Annotated in this window: 15 protein-coding genes; 6 read left to right on the top strand and 9 right to left on the bottom strand. The window is 61.9% G+C overall.

Annotated elements, in window-relative coordinates; genetic code table 11:
* From B2V90_RS09680 to B2V90_RS09700, 5 genes are all read right to left on the bottom strand, one after another.
* The coding region (locus B2V90_RS09680; protein WP_293921001.1) for an exopolysaccharide biosynthesis polyprenyl glycosylphosphotransferase at nt 1-1,205 on the bottom strand (1,205 nt) is incomplete at its 3' end.
* A 151-nt stretch (nt 1,206-1,356) separates the two neighbouring features.
* Nucleotides 1,357-1,596, bottom strand: a complete 240-nt coding sequence (locus B2V90_RS09685; RefSeq protein WP_228222164.1) for a hypothetical protein — start codon at nt 1,594-1,596, stop codon at nt 1,357-1,359.
* 60 nt (nt 1,597-1,656) lie between these two features.
* Nucleotides 1,657-2,352: a sigma-70 family RNA polymerase sigma factor gene (locus tag B2V90_RS09690; protein ID WP_414711593.1), complete on the bottom strand. Its 696-nt coding sequence runs from the start codon at nt 2,350-2,352 to the stop codon at nt 1,657-1,659.
* 56 nt (nt 2,353-2,408) lie between these two features.
* Nucleotides 2,409-2,540, bottom strand: coding sequence for a hypothetical protein (locus tag B2V90_RS09695; RefSeq protein ID WP_009821999.1), 132 nt, complete (start codon nt 2,538-2,540; stop codon nt 2,409-2,411).
* Between the two features lie 86 nt (nt 2,541-2,626).
* Entirely contained in the window at nt 2,627-3,418 is a 792-nt protein-coding gene (locus B2V90_RS09700) for a response regulator (protein ID WP_009822000.1), read from the bottom strand.
* 280 nt (nt 3,419-3,698) lie between these two features.
* Between B2V90_RS09700 and B2V90_RS09705 the strand changes: the two genes are divergently transcribed.
* Both B2V90_RS09705 and B2V90_RS09710 read left to right on the top strand, forming a co-directional pair.
* Nucleotides 3,699-3,923 carry a NepR family anti-sigma factor gene (locus B2V90_RS09705; RefSeq protein ID WP_228222162.1) on the top strand — a complete coding sequence of 75 codons (225 nt, stop codon included), beginning with the start codon at nt 3,699-3,701 and terminating at the stop codon, nt 3,921-3,923.
* 7 nt (nt 3,924-3,930) lie between these two features.
* Complete coding sequence (locus B2V90_RS09710) at nt 3,931-5,511, top strand: sensor histidine kinase (protein WP_228222161.1); 1,581 nt, start codon at nt 3,931-3,933, stop codon at nt 5,509-5,511.
* A gap of 3 nt (nt 5,512-5,514) precedes the next feature.
* On the opposite strand, the gene tgt is transcribed toward B2V90_RS09710, so the two are convergent.
* Nucleotides 5,515-6,645: a tRNA guanosine(34) transglycosylase Tgt gene (gene tgt / locus B2V90_RS09715; RefSeq protein WP_228222160.1), complete on the bottom strand. Its 1,131-nt coding sequence runs from the start codon at nt 6,643-6,645 to the stop codon at nt 5,515-5,517.
* A gap of 460 nt (nt 6,646-7,105) precedes the next feature.
* On the opposite strand from tgt, the gene B2V90_RS09720 reads away from it, so the two are divergent.
* The gene (locus B2V90_RS09720; protein ID WP_228222159.1) at nt 7,106-8,059 is read left to right on the top strand and encodes a crotonase/enoyl-CoA hydratase family protein; all 954 of its coding nucleotides are present in this window, start codon (nt 7,106-7,108) and stop codon (nt 8,057-8,059) included.
* Between the two features lie 9 nt (nt 8,060-8,068).
* Here B2V90_RS09720 and B2V90_RS09725 read toward each other — a convergent pair whose 3' ends face one another.
* Complete coding sequence (locus B2V90_RS09725) at nt 8,069-9,895, bottom strand: putative bifunctional diguanylate cyclase/phosphodiesterase (RefSeq protein ID WP_293921007.1); 1,827 nt, start codon at nt 9,893-9,895, stop codon at nt 8,069-8,071.
* 265 nt (nt 9,896-10,160) lie between these two features.
* Nucleotides 10,161-13,760, bottom strand: a complete 3,600-nt coding sequence (gene putA / locus B2V90_RS09730) for a trifunctional transcriptional regulator/proline dehydrogenase/L-glutamate gamma-semialdehyde dehydrogenase (RefSeq protein ID WP_228222157.1) — start codon at nt 13,758-13,760, stop codon at nt 10,161-10,163.
* 98 nt (nt 13,761-13,858) lie between these two features.
* On the opposite strand from putA, the gene B2V90_RS09735 reads away from it, so the two are divergent.
* Complete coding sequence (locus B2V90_RS09735; protein ID WP_228222156.1) at nt 13,859-14,350, top strand: Lrp/AsnC family transcriptional regulator; 492 nt, start codon at nt 13,859-13,861, stop codon at nt 14,348-14,350.
* 48 nt (nt 14,351-14,398) lie between these two features.
* On the opposite strand, the gene B2V90_RS09740 is transcribed toward B2V90_RS09735, so the two are convergent.
* Nucleotides 14,399-15,013: a PAS domain-containing protein gene (locus tag B2V90_RS09740; protein ID WP_228222155.1), complete on the bottom strand. Its 615-nt coding sequence runs from the start codon at nt 15,011-15,013 to the stop codon at nt 14,399-14,401.
* Between the two features lie 208 nt (nt 15,014-15,221).
* On the opposite strand from B2V90_RS09740, the gene B2V90_RS09745 reads away from it, so the two are divergent.
* Entirely contained in the window at nt 15,222-16,454 is a 1,233-nt protein-coding gene (locus B2V90_RS09745; RefSeq protein WP_228222154.1) for a Hint domain-containing protein, read from the top strand.
* A 75-nt stretch (nt 16,455-16,529) separates the two neighbouring features.
* The gene (locus tag B2V90_RS09750; RefSeq protein ID WP_228222153.1) at nt 16,530-20,894 is read left to right on the top strand and encodes a glycosyltransferase; all 4,365 of its coding nucleotides are present in this window, start codon (nt 16,530-16,532) and stop codon (nt 20,892-20,894) included.
* Nucleotides 20,895-20,963 lie beyond the last annotated feature (69 nt).

Genomic DNA, 20,963 nt, shown 5'->3' on the forward strand with positions numbered 1-20,963 from the left:
TGCCGTTCGGCATAATAGCGCAGATGCTGCTCCAGATCCTCGACGAACTGGCGGCGTTCCGGGCGCGGCCCAACGAAGCTCATTTCTCCCTTCAGCACGGTCCAGGTCTGCGGCAGTTCATCGATGCGCAATTTTCGCAGCCAGTAACCAAGGCGGGTAATGCGAGGATCGTCCTTTTCCGCCCAGACCGCCTGCCCCGCCACTTCGGCGTCCTGCCGCATGGTGCGCAGCTTCACGATCCAGAATTCCTGGCCATAAAGGCCGACGCGTTGCTGACGATAAAAGGCCGGCCCCTTGCTATCCAGCTTCACCAGCAGCGCGCCCAGCAGGATGATCGGTCCGGTCAGGATCAGCAGGATCAAGCTGGCCACGATGTCGAAAATGCGCTTGGCGATGCTGGACAGTCGGCGCCCGGCCGAAAATCCATCCGAAAAGATCAGCCAGCTGGGATTGACGCTGGCAAGGTCGACGCGGCCGGTTTCCCGCTCCAGGAAGCTCGACAGGTCGTTGACATGGACGCCCGTCGTCTTGATGCGCAGCAGGTCCGTCATCGGAATGGCGTTCCGCCGTTCTTCCAGGGCAAGCACGACCTCGCTGGCATTCAGGCGCACGACGAAATCGGCCAGATTATAGACGGCGTCGCGGTTAATGGCTTCGGCAATTACCTGCTCGCCATCGTTCATTGCAATATAGCCGACCACCAAAAATCCCGATCCGCGGCGGCGTTCCAGCTCGCGGATGCGATTGGCGCGATTGCCTGCCCCCAGCACCACCAGCCGTCGCTTGAATGCTTCACCGCCCAGCATCGACCCCAGCAGCAGACGGATCAGCAGCAGCACCGCAACCGCCAGCCCCATCGCGTAAAGCGAATTGGACCGCCACAGGGTGATGGATGGCAGCAGAAAATAGAGAACGGACAGGAAAATGACGCCCAGCGATACAGCCACAAGCAGCCGGGCCAATGCAAATCGGATCGACTGGAGCGATTCAGGGCCATAGACCCCTACAGCGATCATCGCGGTCTGAATGGAAAAGGCGAAGCTCAGGAGTGGTGCCAGGCGCGAGGCCATAGGCTCTACATCCATGCCGATCTGATGCGCACGCAATACCCAGCCAGCTTCGGCCGCAGCGATCAGGAGCAGGAAATCCAGCAGCCCCAGCAGAAGTACCGCATGCGGTACATAATGTTTGAACAGCCTGATCATCGTTGTGCCTCACCCAGCCATCGCCACTAGCGGCTTGGCCCGTCGGAAGCTCCTTACACCCTCTGTAAGAAAATCCGACGCTTGGAAGAGGCTTGGACCAAAATCACAAAAAAAGACTGAATCTGATCAGTTTCAGGGCGAATTTGTTCTTTCAGCGCGCACGGTCCAGGTCATCGGCGGCATTTCGCGCCGCATCGCCCATGGCTTGCACCGCTTCGTCGGCCGACGCCGCTGCCTGCGTAACAGCTTCCGCGCGGCGATCCCGCCGATCATCGTTCGTCAGATAAAAAAAGCCTACAGCCAGCACCAGGGCCAGGGCAACCAGACCCAGCACCACGCCACTATTAGGTCGCGGTGGTCCTGGGGGTTCGGGCGTTTCCGGGTCGTCCATCTCAGCTCTCCATCTCAGGAGACCGGGACAACGGGTAAAATATTCGAGCCGTGTTCCCGATCAACTGTCAGAATTGCGGTCTTCGCCACCGCGGCTCAGGCGATCGACGTCATCCATGATCTCATCGAGCACAGCGGTTTCGGTCGTTTCCTGACTGCGCCGGGAGGGCAGATCGCCATTTTCCAATATCTGTTCCAAAGCCGCGCGCCCGCGCGCGACACGGCTCTTGATCGTTCCGACTGCGACGCCGCAAATCTCGGCCGCCTCTTCATAGGCGAAGCCGCCCGCGCCCACCAAAATCAGCGCTTCACGCTGCGGCTGGGGCAGTTGCAACAATGCGCGCTGCATGTCGCTCAGTTCGACATGCTTATCCTGCCCTGCGGGTGCCGCCAAAATCCGGTCGGCCGTCAGATCGTCCCAATCACCGCGAAAGCGGGACCGGCGCATTTGCGAGAGATAATGGTTGCGCAGAATGATGAACGTCCAAGCGCGCATGTTCGTCCCCGCCTGGAACCGGGCGCGGGCCGCCCATGCCTTGAGCAGGGTTTCCTGCACAAGGTCATCGGCAACGTCGCGATTGCCCGAAAGGGACCTGCCAAACGCACGTAGATGCGGAATAACGGCCGCCAGTTCGCGCTTGAAATCGCTATCCGACAGTGCAGCGCGCTCTTCCGACGCAACGATTTCTTCATTCACGAGAACGACCCCCTTGCTGGCCGCCACTCCTGTCGTCTGAGCCGACATCGTCAAAGCCATACTGCGCCCATATCCTAACTCTTATGTCCCTTAAGACAAATCCTGATTGCTGAGAATCACAGCAACAGCAGAATGATCATGACGATCACGGCGAGGGCGAGCGATGCACCCAGCACGTAACGCACGGTATGCTCGGTCGAACCCCCGCGCGCTTCGTCTGTGGCGACATGCTTTTCCTGATCCACCATGTCTCTCTCCCGATCGTTACGCTTCACTAACGCGAGGTACGGCGGGGAGTTCCGTTGGAGGGCAAACAGATAACCGGACTACCCCATCAGGCCGGGGCTGTGGCCTGATCGAAGAACAGCGCCTGCGAAATCGCAGCTTTGACCGTAGAGCGCTGGAAAGGCTTGGTGATAAGGAAAGTCGGCTCGGGCCGTTCACCGGTAAGCAGCCGCTCGGGGAATGCGGTGATGAAGATGACCGGGACCGAGATTTCCGACAGAATATCCTTCACAGCGTCAATGCCGCTCGAATCGTCTGCCAATTGAATGTCGGCAAGCACCAGGCCCGGCCGCTCCGCCATGGCTTCGCGCACGGCATCCTCGCGCGTTACGGCTATGGCCGTGACATCATGACCAAGGTCACGCACGATCGTCTCGATATCCATGGCGATGATCGGCTCATCCTCGATGATCAGCACCTTCGCGCGCGTTTGGGCCTCAATCTCCGCCAGCGCCTCTTCCACCAGCGCCTCGACGTCGGCTGGGTCCATCGCGATCAGATAGGCGACATCATCGACGGTAAACCCTTCAAGCGCCGTCAGCAGCAGCGCCTGCCGCGGCAAGGGGGTCAGTCTTGCGAGACGCGCCTGCGCGATCGCCTCACGATCATCGCCGCCGCCGGTCGGTTCGTCTTCCAGATGGGAGGACGACCAGATGGCATGAAAGGTGCGGTAAAGCCCAAGTCGGGGATCCACGTCGGCGGGGAATTCTTCAGGAGCGGCGACGATCGCTTCGAGGGTAGCGCGCACATAGGCGTCGCCATGCGTCTGGCTGCCCGTCAAAGCGCGGGCGTAGCGCCGCAGAAACGGAAGATGAGGGTGCAGTTTCTGTCCAAGCGACATGTATAGTCTTCTCCCTGCCCGATCAAAGGCATCGTGTATCCCGGCCCATCATGGCGGGAACAAGAAGAATGGAATGTCCATGCCGCATTGGCAAGCCCGCCCCACTTCGTCCCGCCCGAACCGGCAGCGTCAAAAAAACGCCTCGAAGCCCGGAACCATCGAGTTTGCAATTTGTTTCGCTGCCATATGGATTTTTTGACGATATCGTGATTTTCAACCGGACGACGCGGAACGATGAATTGACGATCCGCGCAATTCCCGCAAATACGGGCAGGCTGGCGTGACACAGATTGCTTCAGAGGGGCAGATTTTGGTTTCTTCGACAACGGAAAAGCAGCCGACGGAAACGGGACGTGACCAGGATTCCTCTCCTGCGCAAAAGCGCGGCGGCAGCAGCCGCAAGGAGGAAGGTCAGGTCTCGCAGGCGCTTCGCACCGTCTATCAGCGCGCCGTTGACGAGGACATTCCCGCGGAAATGCTGGATCTTCTAAGCAAGCTGGACTGAGTTCGTCATGAGCGGGGGCAGCCATCCTCCGGCAGCCCAATCGCTGACCGCATCATTTTTCGGCTCGACCGGCGTCAAGATGTTCCTGATCTTGACCCTGGCGCTCCTGCCGCTCGGCCTGATCGCCCTTGTCGCGTCGCTCCAGGCCATTCAAACCGCCGATCTGGAAAAAGAGGCATTGCTCCGGGTGGCCGTGAGCCAGAGTGCGCGGAAACTCACAGCCGATCTGGAATCCGACCGCACGGCGCTGCAACTGACCGTCAACAATCTGTCAACGAGCCCATCCGACACCGGCATCTGCGCGCGCCTGCAACTGTTTTTGGCGTCCAATGACCGGGAAGGCGGACGATATGCCGTCTATGATCGCGCTGGCCGACGCCTGTGCGCATCGGACCCCGCGCAAGTGCCAATCCTCGGCCCGGCCGAACGCTTCACTGGTCCCGCGGCGCAATTGCTCGATAAAGCCCCCTATCTCCTGGTGCGCGTACGCAGCAGCAACGGGGCGCTCGTCGGGTTCATCTATTATTCCAGGGCGCATCTTGAACGGGCGGCTGACCCGGCGACCGCGCTTCAGAATCGGCGGCTGACGCTCTACGAAGGGCATCGCCGGCTTGACCTCACACAATCGCAGCCGCCCCTTGCCGCAGGGGATGGCATCACCAGCCTTTCAGCCCCGCTGGAACCGCCCAATATCGTGCTGACGATGACGGTGCGCGATCCGCCCGAAACATTGGCGCGCACCCTGTCTCTCTTCCTCCCGCTGGTCATGTGGTTCGCCGCTGCCGCGATCGGGTGGTTCGTGGTCAACCGCCTGCTCATCCGGCCCCTCGTGCTCTTGCGTCGCGCCGTGGCCGCCTACCATCCCGGCGAAGTGTTGGAGCCGATGCAAAGGGTGCGCACGCCGGCGCGGGAAATCATTGCACTGGGCGAAACCTTCCGCGAAATCAGCGAAGATGTCGCCACGCATGAGGCCGAACTGGCCGAAGGACTGGACACACAGCGCAAACTGACCCGCGAAGTCCATCATCGCGTCAAGAACAACCTACAGATCATCGCCAGCCTCATCAACCTGCATGCCCGCTCCGCCCATGAGCCAGAAGCCGTGGAGGCCTATGCCTCGATCCAGCGGCGCGTCGACGCGCTGTCTGTCGTGCATCGCAATCATTTTGCGGAACTGGAGGAAAATCGCGGCGTCGGCGTGCGCGCGCTGATCAGCGAATTGTCAGCCAGTCTGAGAAGCACGGCACCCGTTGCAGCACGCCGCTTCGGCATTCAGATTGACAGCGACGATCTGCATATCAGTCAGGATGTCGCCGTGCCGATCGCCTTTCTGGTGACCGAACTGGTAGAATTGGCGATGCGGCTCGATCCGGCGGGCCGGATGCGCATATCGGTCAAGGCCCAGGGCGATGATCGGGCGCTGGTGACCGTCCTGTCCTCGGGCCTTCACGATACGCCGGACATGAAGGCCTATATGAACGAACGCTATGGCCGGGTCCTGACCGGCCTGTCACGCCAACTTCGCCAGCCGCTTGATCATGACGGGGACGCCGGCCGGTTCACCATCGCGATCACCATCGTTCCCTGACAGTCACACCCGCTGATAATCGCGCCTGAACTGGGCAGCAAAGGCCGCGAAACGGCCAGCCGCGATGGCTTCACGGATCCCTTGCATCAATTCCTGATAAAAATGGATATTGTGCTGCGTCATCAGCATGGCGCCCAGCATTTCGCCGGTCTTGACCAGATGGTGCAGATAGGCGCGGCTCCAGGTCGCACAGACGGGGCAGCCGCAGCGCGGATCGAGCGGCCCCATATCCTCGTTGAATTTCGCGTTTCGGATATTGAGCGGCCCGCCCCAGGTGAAAGCCTGCCCATTGCGTCCCGATCGCGTGGGCAGGACGCAATCGAACATATCGATGCCCCGCTCGACCGCCCCGACAATGTCGTCCGGCTTGCCGACCCCCATCAGATAGCGCGGTTTATCGACAGGAAGCATATCCGGCGCGAAATCCAGGGTGGCAAACATCGCTTCCTGCCCCTCCCCGACCGCCAGACCGCCGACAGCGTAACCATCGAAGCCGATGTCGATCAGCTTGTCGGCCGAAACCCGTCTCAGCGCCTCATTCAGCGACCCTTGCTGGATGCCGAACAGCGCCGCGCGCTCCGCATGGTCGCCGCCAGCATCAAATTGATCGCGCGACCGCTTGGCCCAGCGCATCGAACGCTCCATCGACTGCGCCGCCTCGTCATGGGTGCATCCGTTTTTCGTGCATTCGTCAAAGGCCATAACGATGTCGCTGTCGAGCAGGCGCTGAATGTCCATCGAGCGTTCGGGCGTCAGCATGTGCTTCGACCCGTCGATATGGCTGGAAAAAGCGACACCGTCCTCGCTCATCTTGGTAAGCGCCGACAGGCTCATTACCTGATAGCCGCCGCTGTCCGTCAGGATCGGCCGGTCCCACCCCATGAAACCATGCAGGCCGCCCAGTCGCGCCATGCGTTCAGCGCCCGGCCGCAGCATGAGATGATAGGTGTTTCCCAACAGGATGTCGGCGCCGGCCGCGCGGACCTCGGCCGGTCGCATCGCCTTCACCGTGGCGGCAGTGCCGACCGGCATGAAGGCGGGCGTGCGAATGTCGCCGCGCCGCATCTGGATCGTACCGGCGCGGGCCTTGGCATCAGTGGCGGAAATGGAAAAGGAAAATCGGGGCTTCGTCATGCGCGCGCTCTAGGATCGAATGGATCGGCGCACAAGGATAGCGCGGATCACCCGGCCTTGCGGACCCCGTCAAAGAGCAGCATCGCGTCGATGTTGAACCCTTCGATCCGCCGATAGGCACCGACGAAGCGCAGACAGTCGCGCGATAATCGCAAGGGCCAGGAACGGCCCTGCGAATCCTGGAGAGCCAATGTCACACATTGGGAAGGGTCGGACTGTCTCGCCATGCGCAAATGGTAAATGTCAAAGATTAACAAAGCCCTCCTTGCAGACGGCGAAGGGGAGAACCACCGACTGATGCGACATTTTTGCAACATGTCTTTTAGGACACGAGGATTTGGGGCGGCAAGGAGGCAACACCTGCCAACAAAAATGGTTAAACCTCTATCAATCATGATGCTGCTGACGGCATCATTGCGGCGAACCTGATCCTATCATCATCATAAAAGTGGGGCCGCAAATGATTGATTCGGGACGCTTTGTCGTGACACACAACGAGACAGAAGCCGTGAACGACGATCCGATGGAGGACCACAGCCTCACCGATGCGGCAAATGCCGGTACGGAATGGGGACTTTCGCAGGCGTTCAGCCAATCGACCTTATTCGACCTGGGGCAGATCGACGTTCGCTGGGATGAAGACCTGGCCACCTTGTGGGCCTTCATGACGCCGCTCGAAAGGCCCAATTCGAATCTCGGCCTGATGCGTGACACCATGGCTTGGCAAAGGGAAAGCCGCCGCGTCTTCGGCGACAATGGCCCGCTCAAATTCATGGTGCTGGGGTCACGCTTTCCCGGCGTGTTCAATCTGGGCGGCGATCTGGAAATGTTTGCCGAATGCATCCAGCGGCGCGATCGCGAAACGCTGCTGAAATATGGCGTCGCCTGTTGTGAGATCGTCGATCGTATCTGGCATTGCAACGATATGAACATCATCAATATCGGCTTGGCCCAGGGCGACGCACTGGGCGGCGGGCTTGAGGCGCTGCTGTGTTTCGACGTCATCATCGCCGAGCGGCAGGCGCGCTTCGGCCTGCCGGAGGTATTGTTCGGCCTCTTCCCCGGCATGGGCGCCTGGTCCATTTTGCAGCGCCGGGTCGGCCCTGTTCTGGCGCGTCAGATGCTGTCGGAAGGTCGCATCTACACCGCTGATGAAATGTTCGACATGGGCATCGTCAATCAGGTTGTGGAAACCGGAGAAGGTGAAGCAGCAACAATCCAGTGGATCCGCGATCATCGGGCGCATCATCCCGGTTATGTCGGCATCAACAAGGCCGCGCGGCGCGTCCATCCTCTGACGCTGACCGAATTGACCGACATCGTGGAAATGTGGACCGAAACCGCTCTGTCCCTGTCGGATCGCGATTTGCGCATGATGCGACGCCTGGCGGCCGCGCAAACGAAGCTGCGCTGATTTGACCCGTCAGGCCCTGCGACGGCGTGACTTGATCGCGGGGTCGGGCCGTCCCGTCCCTTGTAGCGGGCCTGCGGCGATCATATCCGCAATCTGGTCGGCCGGAACCGGCCGGCTGAACAGATACCCCTGGACGTTGGTGAAGCCCGCTTCGCGGGCGTGGCCTAACTGGTCGACCGTCTCGATGCCTTCCGCCACCGTGTCCATGGACAGGTCCCGCGCCAGACTGCCGATCGCCTTGACGATGGCGCGATCTTCTGCATTGGCGCTGACGCCGGCCATGAAGCTCTGGTCGACCTTGAGCGTATCGAACCGGTAAGATCGCAGATACGCCAGCGACGAATAGCCGGTGCCGAAATCATCCAGTGCCAGCCGCAGCCCGATCCGTTGCAATTCACGCAGGATCGCATTGGTCTGCCCGCTGTCGTCCAGGAAAATGGACTCGGTCACTTCCAGTTCCAGCCGGCGGGCCGAAACGCCGGTTTCCAGCAACGCGGCGATGACATTGCCGGGCAGTTCGGGCGATTTGAGCGATGCCGGCGATATGTTGATCGCCACCCGCACATGCTCGGGCCATTGGGCAGCCACTTCGCATGCCCGGCGCAGCACCCAGCCAGTCATCGCTTCGATCAGGCCCATATTCTCGGCGATCGGTATGAATTCGGAAGGCGGGATCGGCCCCAGCACCGGATGTTCCCAGCGAAGCAGGGCTTCGCAAGCCTCTATATGTCCGCTATTCAGGTCGACGATCGGTTGGAACATAAGGTTGAGCTCTCCGCCCGAAAGCGCCCGGCGCAGGCCGGTTTCAATCTCGTGCAACCGGTTGAAGCGCTCCTTGAGCGACCAGTTGAAACTGGCCGACCGGTTCCTTCCCTGCCCCTTCGCCTCATACAGCGCCAGGTCGGCATGTTGCATCAGTTCGTCCATGTCGCGACCGTCCTGTGGCCCGACGGCATAGCCGACCGAAGCCGTCACCTGGAGGTGGTTTTCACCGATTTCGAAACCATGGGCGAAATAAGACACGATTTCCTGGGCGATGCCGGCGGCGGTCACCCGATCTGTGTCGGAGCAGATCAGGACGAACTCGTCCCCGCCGAACCGCGCGATCTTGCCACGCCCCTGGACCACTTCGGTCAGGCGTTCGGCCACCGCGCGCAGCAGTTGATCGCCGACCATATGACCCAGCGAGTCATTGATCTCCTTGAACCTGTCCAGATCCATCCACAGGATCGCGACCGCGTCGTTGCGCTTTTCATTCGTCTGGAAAATGTCCCGCAAACGCATCTGCATCGCCATGCGGTTTTCAAGGCCGGTCAGGCTGTCGAAACGCGCCAGCCGCTCGAATTTTTCGGCCAGCAGCGACTTGTCGCGCTTCCCGATCAGCGCCTGAACCACAATCCTGTGCGTCGTGGCGCTGATTTCCGCCAAGCCCAGCACCATCATCACCATCGCGACGGACAGGACGCGATAGCCTGTCGATCCTTCCAGCCACAGCCCCGTCGCGGTCGGCAGCAAAGCGAGGCACACCTGCCCGATGGCGATTTGCACCCGCCCCGCGTTCCGGCCCGAAATGCCGCCTGCATAGCCCGTGGCCATCGATACGGTCAGCATATGGATGATGCTGTTCCCCGAATTGATGAGCGACACGAACGCCATGAGACCCAGCAGGCCTGCGTAGACCCAAGCGCCAAGTTCATAAGCCAGTTCCCAGCCGCGCGAAGCGACGGCCGTGCCCCGCACCAACTGCCTATGAAAGAATATGGCGGACACGACCCGCAGGGTGGCGACCAGGCAAAGCATGGCCACGACCGCGTGAATGGCCCCGCGATCCGTCATACTGGCGACCACCAAACCGACAGCGACGCCCGTTATCGCACCGATGGTCAGGGAAGCGGGCGACGCGTACAGCGATTCAATCAAGCTGGCATGGACGTCAGCATCCTGCGACCGCTTTCCGACGCGTCGTTCCAACAAAGATTTCAAAACGCGCAAAATGGCGGGTCTCCGATTTGGGTCGCCTTTTCGCAATTTCCCTTTATTTTTTGGTTAATCCGGCATCTGGCCTGGATGATTATTCCTGATCCCGATCAAATTTTCCCGGTCATCCGATCATCATCAGGCTGGCATTCCCCCCCGCCGCGGTGGTGTTGATCGACGTCGACACTTCTTCCAGCAGCCAGTCCAGGCAATAGCCTTGACCATGTACATCGACATGGACCGGGACAATGGGTCCGGGCATGTCGGCGACGCATTGCGCGGTAGCCGCAATCTTGGCGCTGTCGCCTTCGACCAGCGCCGCCGCGAAGGGACCGCTTTCGTTCGTCGAAAAGCATGCGGCCACGTCCTGCGGGAGGTCGGCGGGCAACGTCATCCCCTGTACCACGCCGTGATTGCCGGTCGCCAATATCGCCGCCATCTGCCGGAACAGGCCCTGCCGCGTAGCCGGGCGCATCAACACCCGGCCGCGCGGATGCAACGCGTAAAGATTGCGCTCACCCACTGGGCCTGGCAGCGACAATTCGACGCCCAGGGCCGAAGCATCGCCGGTCCGCCGCGCCTGAGCCGCTGCTTCCCCCTCACCCTGGCGGTCCAGCCAGTCGGCAAAGCCATGCAGCGGCGATCGTAGATGCGTTACCCGCTCGGCAAAGACGGGCGGCTTGGTGGTCAGCCGGCCCAGATAGAGCGGGCCACCGGCCTTTGGCCCGGTGCCCGACAAGCCCCGCCCGCCAAAGGGCTGAACCCCGACGATGGCGCCGATGACGTTGCGGTTCACATAGATATTGCCGACCTTTGCCCGGCTTGTGACGCGGGCGATCGTTTCGTCCAGCCGTGTGTGCAGACCGAAGGTCAGGCCATAGCCGGTCGCATTGATCTGATCGACCAGCGCATCCAGTCCTTCCCGCTTGAAGCGCAGCACGTGAAGAACCGGACCGAAGACTTCGCGCTCCAGATCGGCGATGCCGTCGATCTCGATGATCGTTGGCGCGACGAACGTGCCATGCGCGGTTTCAGGCGGCAGGACGCTTTGTTCAACCCCCCGCCCCTTCGCGCGCATCGCGTCGATATGAGCGATAATGCCGTCGCGCGCCTCCGCTGTGATCACCGGCCCGATATCCACGTTCAGCGCATCGGTGCGCCCGATGCGCAATTCGGCCAGCGCGCCCTTCAACATGGTCAGCGTCCGGTCCGCGACATCCTCCTGCAGGCACAAGATGCGCAGCGCCGAACACCGTTGCCCTGCACTGTCGAAGGCAGAGGCTATGACGTCCGCCACCACCTGTTCGGCCAGCGCCGAACTGTCGACGATCATGGCATTCTGGCCGCCCGTTTCAGCGATCAGGGGGATCGGCCGGCCGGCGCGCGACAGACGCGGCGCAAGCTGGCGCTGGATCAGGCGGGCGACCTCGGTCGACCCGGTGAACATCACCGCCGCCGTTTCCGGGGCCGCGACCAGGGCCGCGCCGATCCGGCCTTCGCCGGGCAGCAGTTGCAGCGCATCGGCGGGAACGCCCGCGTCATGCAGCAATCGCACCGACTCCGCCGCGATCAGGGGCGTTTCCTCGGCAGGCTTGGCCAGCACCGGATTGCCCGCCATCAGTGCGGCGGCAACCTGACCCGTGAATATCGCCAACGGGAAATTCCACGGGCTGATGCACACGACCGGTCCCAGCGACTGCTGCTGTGCGCCAAAGGTCGCGTGCGCCTGCCGAGCGTAATAGCGCAGAAAATCGATCGCCTCCCGCACTTCGGCAATGGCATTGGGCAGCGACTTGCCCGCTTCCCGCACGATGAGGCCGAGCAGGATCGGCATGCGCGCCTGCATCGCGTCGGCCGCCGCTTCCAGCATGGCGGCGCGATCGGACACCGCGCTATTGGGCCAGCGCGACTCTGCGGCGCGGATCACCGCGGCACGCGCATCTGCTTCAGTCGCATCCGTGACCCGGCCGACCACGTCCCGATGATCGGCCGGGTTGAACACGGTCCGCGCTGGCCCGGACGCCTTTTCTGGCGCAGCCGTCCATGCGATTTGCGCGCTTTCCCGCAACGCATCGCCAAGCTGCGCCAATTCGGCCTCGTCGCTCAGGTCCAGTCCGTCGGAATTGCGCCGGTCTGGATACAGATCCGCCGGCAGCGCGATCTGGTCGTGCCGCGCGCCCGGATGGAGCATCGCCTTCACCACCTCCGCCGGGTCGGCAATCAGATCGTCGATCGACACGGCCGGATCGGCGATGCGGTTGACGAAACTGCTGTTTGCGCCATTTTCCAGCAAGCGCCGCACCAGATAGGCCAGCAATGTCTCATGCGTGCCGACCGGGGCGTAAATGCGGCAGGGGCGGTTCAGCTTCTCTGCCCCGACCACCTGCTCATACAGCGGCTCGCCCATGCCGTGCAGGCATTGAAACTCATAATCGCCAACCGAAAAGTCCGGTCCGGCCAGATGATAGATGCTGCTCAGCGTCTGGGCATTATGCGTCGCAAATTGCGGAAACACCACGTCGCGCGCCGCCAGCAGCTTGCGGGCACAGGCGATATAGGCGACGTCGGTATGAACCTTGCGCGTATAGACGGGGAAGTCGGGCAGGCCGTCAACCTGCGCCCGCTTGATTTCCGCATCCCAATAGGCCCCCTTGACCAACCGCACCATGATGCGCCGGTCGCTGCGCCGCGCCAGGTCGATGATCCAGTCGATCACGAAGGGGCAGCGCTTGCCATAGCCCTGCACCACAAAGCCAAGGCCATTCCAGCCGGCAAGATCGGGATCGCCCGCCAGGCTTTCGAGCAGGTCGAGCGACAATTCCAGCCGGTCGGCTTCTTCCGCATCGATATTGAAACCGATGTCATACCGCTTGGACAGCAGCGCCAATTGCTTCACCGCCGGCAGCAATTCGCCCATCACCCGGTCCGCCTGGGCACGGACATAGCGCGGATGCAGCGCCGACAATTTGATCGAAATGCCCGGCCCGGCATAAATGCCGCGTCCGGCCGACGCCTTGCCAATGGCGTGGATCGCCCGTTCATAATCGGCAAAATAGCGCCTGGCGTCGGCGGCCGTGGTCGCGGCTTCGCCCAGCATATCATAGCTGTAGGCGAAGCCCTTGGCCTCCATCTCCTTCGCGCGCTTCAGCGCCTGCTGGATCGTCTCGCCCGTTACGAATTGTTCGCCCATCATCCGCATGGCCAGATCAACCCCGCGCCGGATCACGGGTTCGCCCGCACGCGCGACCAGCCGCGTCAGCGCTGCGCCCAGTCCCCGATCGTCAACACTGCCGACCAACTTGCCAGTGACCACCAGACCCCATGTCGCGGCATTGACGAACAGCGATTTTTCACCACCCAGATGCGCGCCCCAATCACCGTCTGCGATCTTGTCGCGGATCAACGCGTCGCGCGTCGCCGTATCGGGAATACGCAGCAATGCCTCGGCAAGGCACATCAGCGCCACGCCTTCCTGGCTGGACAGCGCATATTCCTGCACCAGGCCCTCGACACCGCTCCCCTTGCGATTGGCGCGCAATGCGGTGACGAGCTTGCGGGTCGTGTCGGCAATCGCATCGCGCATCGCATCGGGCACCGTCGCGGCCGCGATCAATGGCTCCAGCGCCTCCGCCTCGTCGCGCCGGTAGGCAGCGGTGATCGCCTGTCGCAACGGCGTAGGCTGGCGGACGGCGGGGGCGAACTGGGCGAAGGGCTTATCGGTCATGACACCATCATATTCCTGGAATGAACATCATTCCGACTTATGAAATGCTAACTTTTAGGGGAATGGACTTATTCAATTGGCCGTTCTAGGCAATATGGATGGCCAACCTGCCCCAAACAGTCGATCTGGATGAATTTGATCGTCGAATCATCGCCGCGCTGGTGGAAGACGGCCGCATGACGGTTACGGACCTTGCCGAAGCGGTTGGTCTGTCGAAAACACCGTGTCAGGTCAGGCTGAAGCGGCTCCAGCAAGCCGGCGTCATACGCGGTTTTCGCGCGATCATCGACCCCGCAAAGCTTGGCCTCGACCACATCGCCTTCACCGAAGTCAAATTATCGGATACGCGCGAAGCGGCCCTTTGCGAATTCAACGCCGCTGTCCGCCGTATTGCGGAGGTGGAGGAATGCCACATGCTGGCCAGCAATTTCGATTATCTGCTCAAAGTGCGGACGGCCGATATCCGCCGCTATCGCATCGTGCTGGGCGAAAAGATCAGCGCCTTGCCCCATGTCGCCAGCACGTCCACCTTCGTGGCGATGGAAACCGTGATGGAGGCCGGGCATCGTCGGACGAAAAGCGGCCGGTAAGGCGCGGTCGCTTTACAATATGCCATGCAAAGGTCGCAGAGCTGAACGTCAATAGCCCGCTTCCACCGCGATCCGGATGGCGTCGGCGGATGTCGAAACACCCAGCCCCTTCTGCAAAGCCGCCTTGTGCATCTTCACCGTCCGTTCCGACAGGCCCAGCGTAAAGGCGATCTGCTTGTTCAGTTGACCGGCCGCCATCTGCACCAGCACCTGTTGCTGGCGCCGCGTCAACGCCGCGACGCGGTCGCGCGCCATCATCTGACGGGTCGGCCCCAGCCCCGGATCAGTCACTTCCATCAGAGAGCCCAGGAAATATTTGAGCGTCCCGGAATCATCGAAAATGGGGGCAATCAGAACCGCATTGCGAAAAGGCGCGCCGCCTTTCTTGTAATTCAAAATCTCGACCAAGATCGGTCGCCTGTCGCTGATCGCCGCGCGAATTTGACTCGTGAGTTCCGGTTCGGTGCCCGCGCCGCGCATAAAGCGGCAATTGCGGCCTATCACCTCTTCGCGCCTATAGCCCGTCAACGCAAGAAAGGCGGAATTGCACTCGATCACGGGCGTATCGGCGGTGGACGGATCGCAAATCAACGCCGCGATCGGGCTTGCCGCGATCAAGTCGGACAGGGGCGTCCCATGCGCTATCAGTTCCGTTCCCGTCATGACGACACCGACATAAAGCAAACACGGGCCCCATTTCAACTGAACTCCGTCGGCCGCGCGGAGCGCCTTGGAGGTCGCTGGACGGCCGGGCGGAAAGTCCATTTCGGACCATCATCAATATTCCCGGACTGCAATTTCCTAATACTCTTCACGGACCAGATGCGTCGTCGAAAACATCGACAGGCACACCGGCCCCAGTGGGAGATATATGATGGCGATCCTCAATCTCGACCTTCTGAACAGCGATCAGACGATCAACAGTGACAATGCGGACGACACCAATACTGTCAATATTGTGGCGCTTGGCACGCATACTCTGACCGTAGACGGAGTCAGTGCGACCGTCTCCGGGCTGGCGGGAGTCCAGGCGGCCTCTTCGCCGACCTTTTCGGCGGTGAATGACGGCAATCTCACGATCGATTATGGCGCGCTGGGCGCCAATACCCTGTCTGGCGTCACTTATAACGTCGGCGACACATCAAACATATCGGTCCAAGGGCCGTCGGTTCTGGGGCTCAACCTTGGCGCTCAGACCATTAATTTCTCCGGCAATGGCGCCGGGTCGTTCACCTATGACAAGGGGCTGATCGACAGCGTCTCGTCCTTCGACGTGAACGGCTTCGACTGGGGGGACAGTGTTGGCGTCGATGGGTATGAATTTGACAGTTTCGACTATGATTCCGTTTCGGGCAGCGCGACGCTCGTGCTGACGAACGGCGCATTGATCGGCGAACAGACTGTCACCTTCAATATGACCGGCGTCGATCCTGAACTGGCGGCGGCAATCCTCGCCGATCCGGCGAGCTTCGTGGACAGCACCGGCCAGTTCGTGGCCCCCGTCTGCTTCCTGCGCGGAACGATGATCGACACCGATCAGGGCGAGGTCGCGGTGGAGGACATCAAGGCCGGCGATCACGTCCTTTGCCGCGGCGGCCTGCGCACAGTGCGCTGGGTAGGCCACCGCCATGATTGGGTCGATCGCATCCCGCAGGCGCATCTTGACGATATGTGGCCCATCCTGATCGAAGCCAATGCCATCAGCGACGCCGTGCCCAGCAGGGATATCCGTGTTTCGCCATGGCATCATCTTTATGTCGATGGTCTGCTGGTACGGGCAAAGGATCTGGTCAATGGCGCCACCATCCGCCCGGACAAGAGCCTCAAACGCATATCCTATCATCACATTGAATTGGACCAGTTCGATGTGATCCGCGCGCACGGCATCTATTCGGAAAGCTATACCGATGGCGGCAATCGGGACTTTTTCCACAATGCGTCCGTCACCCGTATGACGGTGCAGCCACAGCCCCGGCGGGATGGCAGCCGCCCGGGATTCCATGCGGTGCGCGACGCCAGGACCATAAGCGCGATGCAGAAGCGCCTCGCCGACCGGGCATCGCTTATCGCCGCCGAAACCAAACAGGCGCGCCGCGTCGCCTGACCCCGGGTGCCCGCGCCGCCGTCGTGGCGCGGGCATCCCCTGACCTGCGCCTGCGGGCTGCAAAGGCCAATCCTCATGTATCAGCCCGCTGCGGACCAGTTTGACGATCAGACAACGGCCGAAGCCGACCCCACCGCCCACGCGCGTCGCGCTGGCACGTCGTCCAAACGGCTGATCGCAGGGACGACGCTGGTCGCCTATCCCGACTACCGCGCCACCAATCCTTACCAGGATGGGTTGTACCACTCCTTCGGGGCTGACCTGCGCGTTGAATATGGTCCGATCCAGCACGCCATCGACTTGATCGAGCGCTCCTCTGGCAGCCAGCCCGTATTATTTCACCTGCACTGGCCCGACCCGCTTTTCGCCGACTGCACCGATCGGTTCGACTACCAGATCCGCGCGAGTGAGTTCCTGCACGCCATCCGCCTCTTTCAGGCGCGTGGCGGCGCGTTCCTATGGACGGTGCACAACAGCCTGCCGCATGAACCCATTTTCGAGGATCTGGCGCTGCATTTCCACGCGCGTCTGGCGGCCGCCGCGAACGTCATCCATGTGCATAGTGACGCAGCCATTGCCGAATTGCGCCGCCACTATGCGGTCGACGAAAACAAATGCATCGTTGCCCCCCACGGCAGCTATGAAGGCTGTTATGGCCGCGCCTTCGACACCCATCAAAGCCGTCAGCTGTTGGGATTGGAAAAGGTCGAAACGCTGATCCTTTGCTTCGGTCAAATCCGTTCCTACAAGGGCGTTGACCGGCTGGTCCGGGCCTTTCATGGGCTTGCCGCCCGATCAGGACACGACCATGTCCACCTGCTGATCGCGGGCAAGGTCATGGGCGACTTTACCCCCGCCCACGCCCGCCTTCTGGAGGAAGCGCATCCCCAAATCCATGTGATGGACGGCTTTGCGCCCGACGCCAAATTGCCGCTGCTCTTCGGCGCCGCCGATGTCATCGCCCTGCCCTATCGGCAAACGCTGACCTCCGGTGCGCTGATGCTTGCGGCGCTCTATGGCAAGCCTGTGGTTGCGCCCCGTCTCCCGGCGCTGGACGCAGTCGACGCGATCGGGCTGGGCGTCCGATATGATCCTGAAGCCCCCGACGCGCTGGAAAGCGCCCTTGATCGCGCATTGCGCCTGGGCGATCGCCAAAGAGGGGCGATACGTCGCGCCGGTCGCACCTGGTCGAAGGCAATGTCGTGGGACCAGGTCAGTACCGACTTTCACAATGCCATTGCAGAGCGGCTCACGCCCGATTCTCGGCCTGTCGAGATAGACGGCGAGCCACGAACCCTGTCGGTGTTGCGTCGGCCCCAACCGGAAAGGTCTTTGCTGGCGATCGGCCTGGTCAGCAATGATGGCCAAGACAATCTTGCCGCGCAGCTGACAGCATTGGCGAAGCTGCAAGCCGGGCGTCCGCACGTCTATGTGTTCGACTGCAATCCCCGGCATCGTCCCGATTTTGGGCTGCATGCGCGGGTCGATACCCTGCTGTCGATCGACGCACCTATCGGGTTTGCCGCCGCGGCCAATAGGATGCTGGCACTCATGCGCGCGGACGGATGCGAACAGGCGTTGCTGCTCGATCCCACGCTGCATCTGGATGGCGATGCGCTGGACCATCTCCTGGCGCATCCCCGCCCGGACGCGATGGTGGCGCCCCTGACGCTCGGCGACAATGGCCACGTCGCCGCCGGCGGCTATCGTTGCTGCACCCAGTCCGATGGCCATGTGCATTTGGAGCCAATATTGGTTGGCGAAGATCCCCTGCTGAATCGCAGAGCCTATAAGGCGCAGGCGTCCCCCGCCCCGCTGCTGATACCACTTACCCTGCTCGATCGCGTCGGCTTCCTCCCGGAAAATGCGGTCACGGCGCAGGCGATCATGGACTGGACCCTGCGCGCCACGCGCCAGGGCATTCCCCTCGTCATAGAGCCATCAAGTCAGACGCGGCCGGCCGTTGCCGACAATGCGTCACTCTTCCCCGGCATCGAAACCCTCTATCATGATGTCCGTGCGCAGGTTCAGCGGGCCTTGGCCCTCGGCTCACCGGCCGCGCGCGCAAGTCCCCGACTGGTCGCCGATCATGTCGAGCGGCGGCATATCGCGCCACTGCGCAAAGGCCTCGCCAAATCCCATGCCGACCTGCTCGCGCTTTTCGATCGCTGCGTTCGGGCAGGCGTCGAGGACGGCATGGCCGGGGTCACGGAAATGGTTGACGTGCCGGCACGGATCGATGCGGTCGCGCTGGCGAACGAGGCGGCGTGCGAAGGTCGCATCGACCGAAAAAATGCTGCGCACCTGACCGGCTGGGCCGTAGAGCGTGGCGAAGAAGGGGCCCCCTGGCGTCCTGCCGCACTTTGGCTGTTTCAAAATGGTCGGCCGCTCAAGCGCATCCTGCCACATCTGGACAGGGCCGATCTGGTCGCGGCAGGCTATGGAAGCGCGGCGGGCTTCGACTTTGCGATTCCGCGATCCCGTGATGGAGAACCCGAGCGCTTCGATCTTCGCTACGCCGCCAACGGCCGGCGCGTGCCCGTTTCGACAAGTCTCAAGGGCGATATTTGGCATATGCCGCCGCCTGCCACGACGGGCGTGAAGCCACGATTGAAGGCGATGCTGGAAAGCGTCGGCGATGGCCAACTCAAGGGCTGGGCGCTCGACCTTGCCCATCCCGACATTGCCCTTGCGCTCGACATATTCGTCGACAACGAACTGGCCGCGCGCGACGTCATGGCCGAAATTGACCGTCCTGACCTTCGCCGCGCGGGTCTGGGGGATGGTCGCCACGGCTTCAGCCTTCACCTTCCCAATCGCTTTCTGCTACGCGAAAGCCTGTCGATCGAACTGCGCCTGGCGGGAACCGCGACCAGCCTGACAAAGAAAAGTCTGGCGGTCGCCAATGATCCCCGCGGTTTTTCGCCCTATTCCTGGCTTGGCGACCATCTGCGGTGGGGCTTTTGTGAAGACAGAATGGGCGCGGGTCATGCAGACCATGCGCTGACGCTGCTCAGCCAGTTGGAATTGCAAAAACGTTTGCTGGTGGCGCGGGCGCAGGAGGCACAGGCCGACACATTCGTTTCGATCATCATGCCGGCGCTGAACCGCGCGGCCATCATCGGCGACGCGATCGCATCGGTATTGGCCCAGAGCCACGCGCATTTCGAACTCATCATCATCGATGACGGCAGCACCGACGACCTTCCCGCCGTTCTCGAACGATATCCCGATCCGCGCATCCTGCTGATTTCGAACGCCCGTAACGAAGGCGTATCCGCCGCCCGCAACCGAGGGCTGGACCGGGCATCTGGTGAGATCATCGCCTATCTCGATTCCGACAATAGCTGGGACCCCGACTATCTGGCCGTCATGGTCAACGCCCTGGCTGACCATCGCGGCCATGCCTGCGCCTATGCCGGGCAATCCATATTCCAGGCCGTGACCAGCGCGGATGGCGCCGGACGGGAAGAACGCCGGGCCATCCGCCTTTGCCCCTTCAACCGCAGCCGCCTGGAAGAACGCAATTATATCGACCTTAATATCTTCGTGCATCGCCGCCATCTGGTGGCACTGCATGGCGGCTTTGACAAATCCCTGCGCCGGCTGGTCGATTGGGACCTGATCCTGCGGTATACGTCCGAGAGCCCGCCGTTGATGGTGCCAGCACTGCTCGGCACCTATCGCGCAGGGGCGGCCGACAACCAGATTACCGCGACGGAAGATTTCGCCCGCAACCGCCGCCGGCTTCGCATCGCCAGTCCGGCCAGCCGGATTGCGGGCAGCACGCAGGAACCAAGGCCGCTGGACATGCTCGTAAACGCCCGGTCATCGGCGGATCTGTCGGCCTGGGCGGTCGCCAACGCACGGCTGCGCGCGTCGGCCACCGGCATGGTCGCGGGCGTCTGGATGGAGGACGGCCGTACATTTGGCGCGTGGATCGATCCGCAAACGGGACAACTGGGTGATGCAACAATAGTCGAAAGGATCGGCGCCCTGCTTCGCGACAATGAAATGGACAGGCCGATGCTCATCATCGATAGCGCGCATGTGCTCAGTGCCGACTGGGCGAGCGCACTCGATCGCATATCGCCCGCGCGCAGCTATGCCGCAGCGACGGGCAGGCTTTACGGCCCATCGCGGCCGGGACGGTTTGGTAGCCTCTATCACGACATGACCCCCGAACGGATCAGCGCCGCCATTATCGAATGGAGCCTTGGCCCAGCGCTGCACGGCCAGTCCGTCGACCGCCCCCCAAAAGAATATGTCTTCATTCCAGTCGAACATATAAACCGCCTGAAGCTGTCCGCTTCGCTGTCCCGGTCCACTCCAGACATGCTGGACCATTATTTCGACTCCTTCGCGACGGAGCCGGTGTCCAGCCTTTATCTGCCCGACCTCATCGCCTGTCATCGCGATGATATTCCGCCCTGGGCCTGACGCCCCCGGTTAGCTTATTGAAGTCTTTACCCCGCCAGGGGTAGGGAGAACGCAATCCTCCTTCACCGG

Source organism: Sphingobium sp. UBA5915, from assembly GCF_002431195.1.
Taxonomy (GTDB): domain Bacteria; phylum Pseudomonadota; class Alphaproteobacteria; order Sphingomonadales; family Sphingomonadaceae; genus Sphingobium; species Sphingobium soli.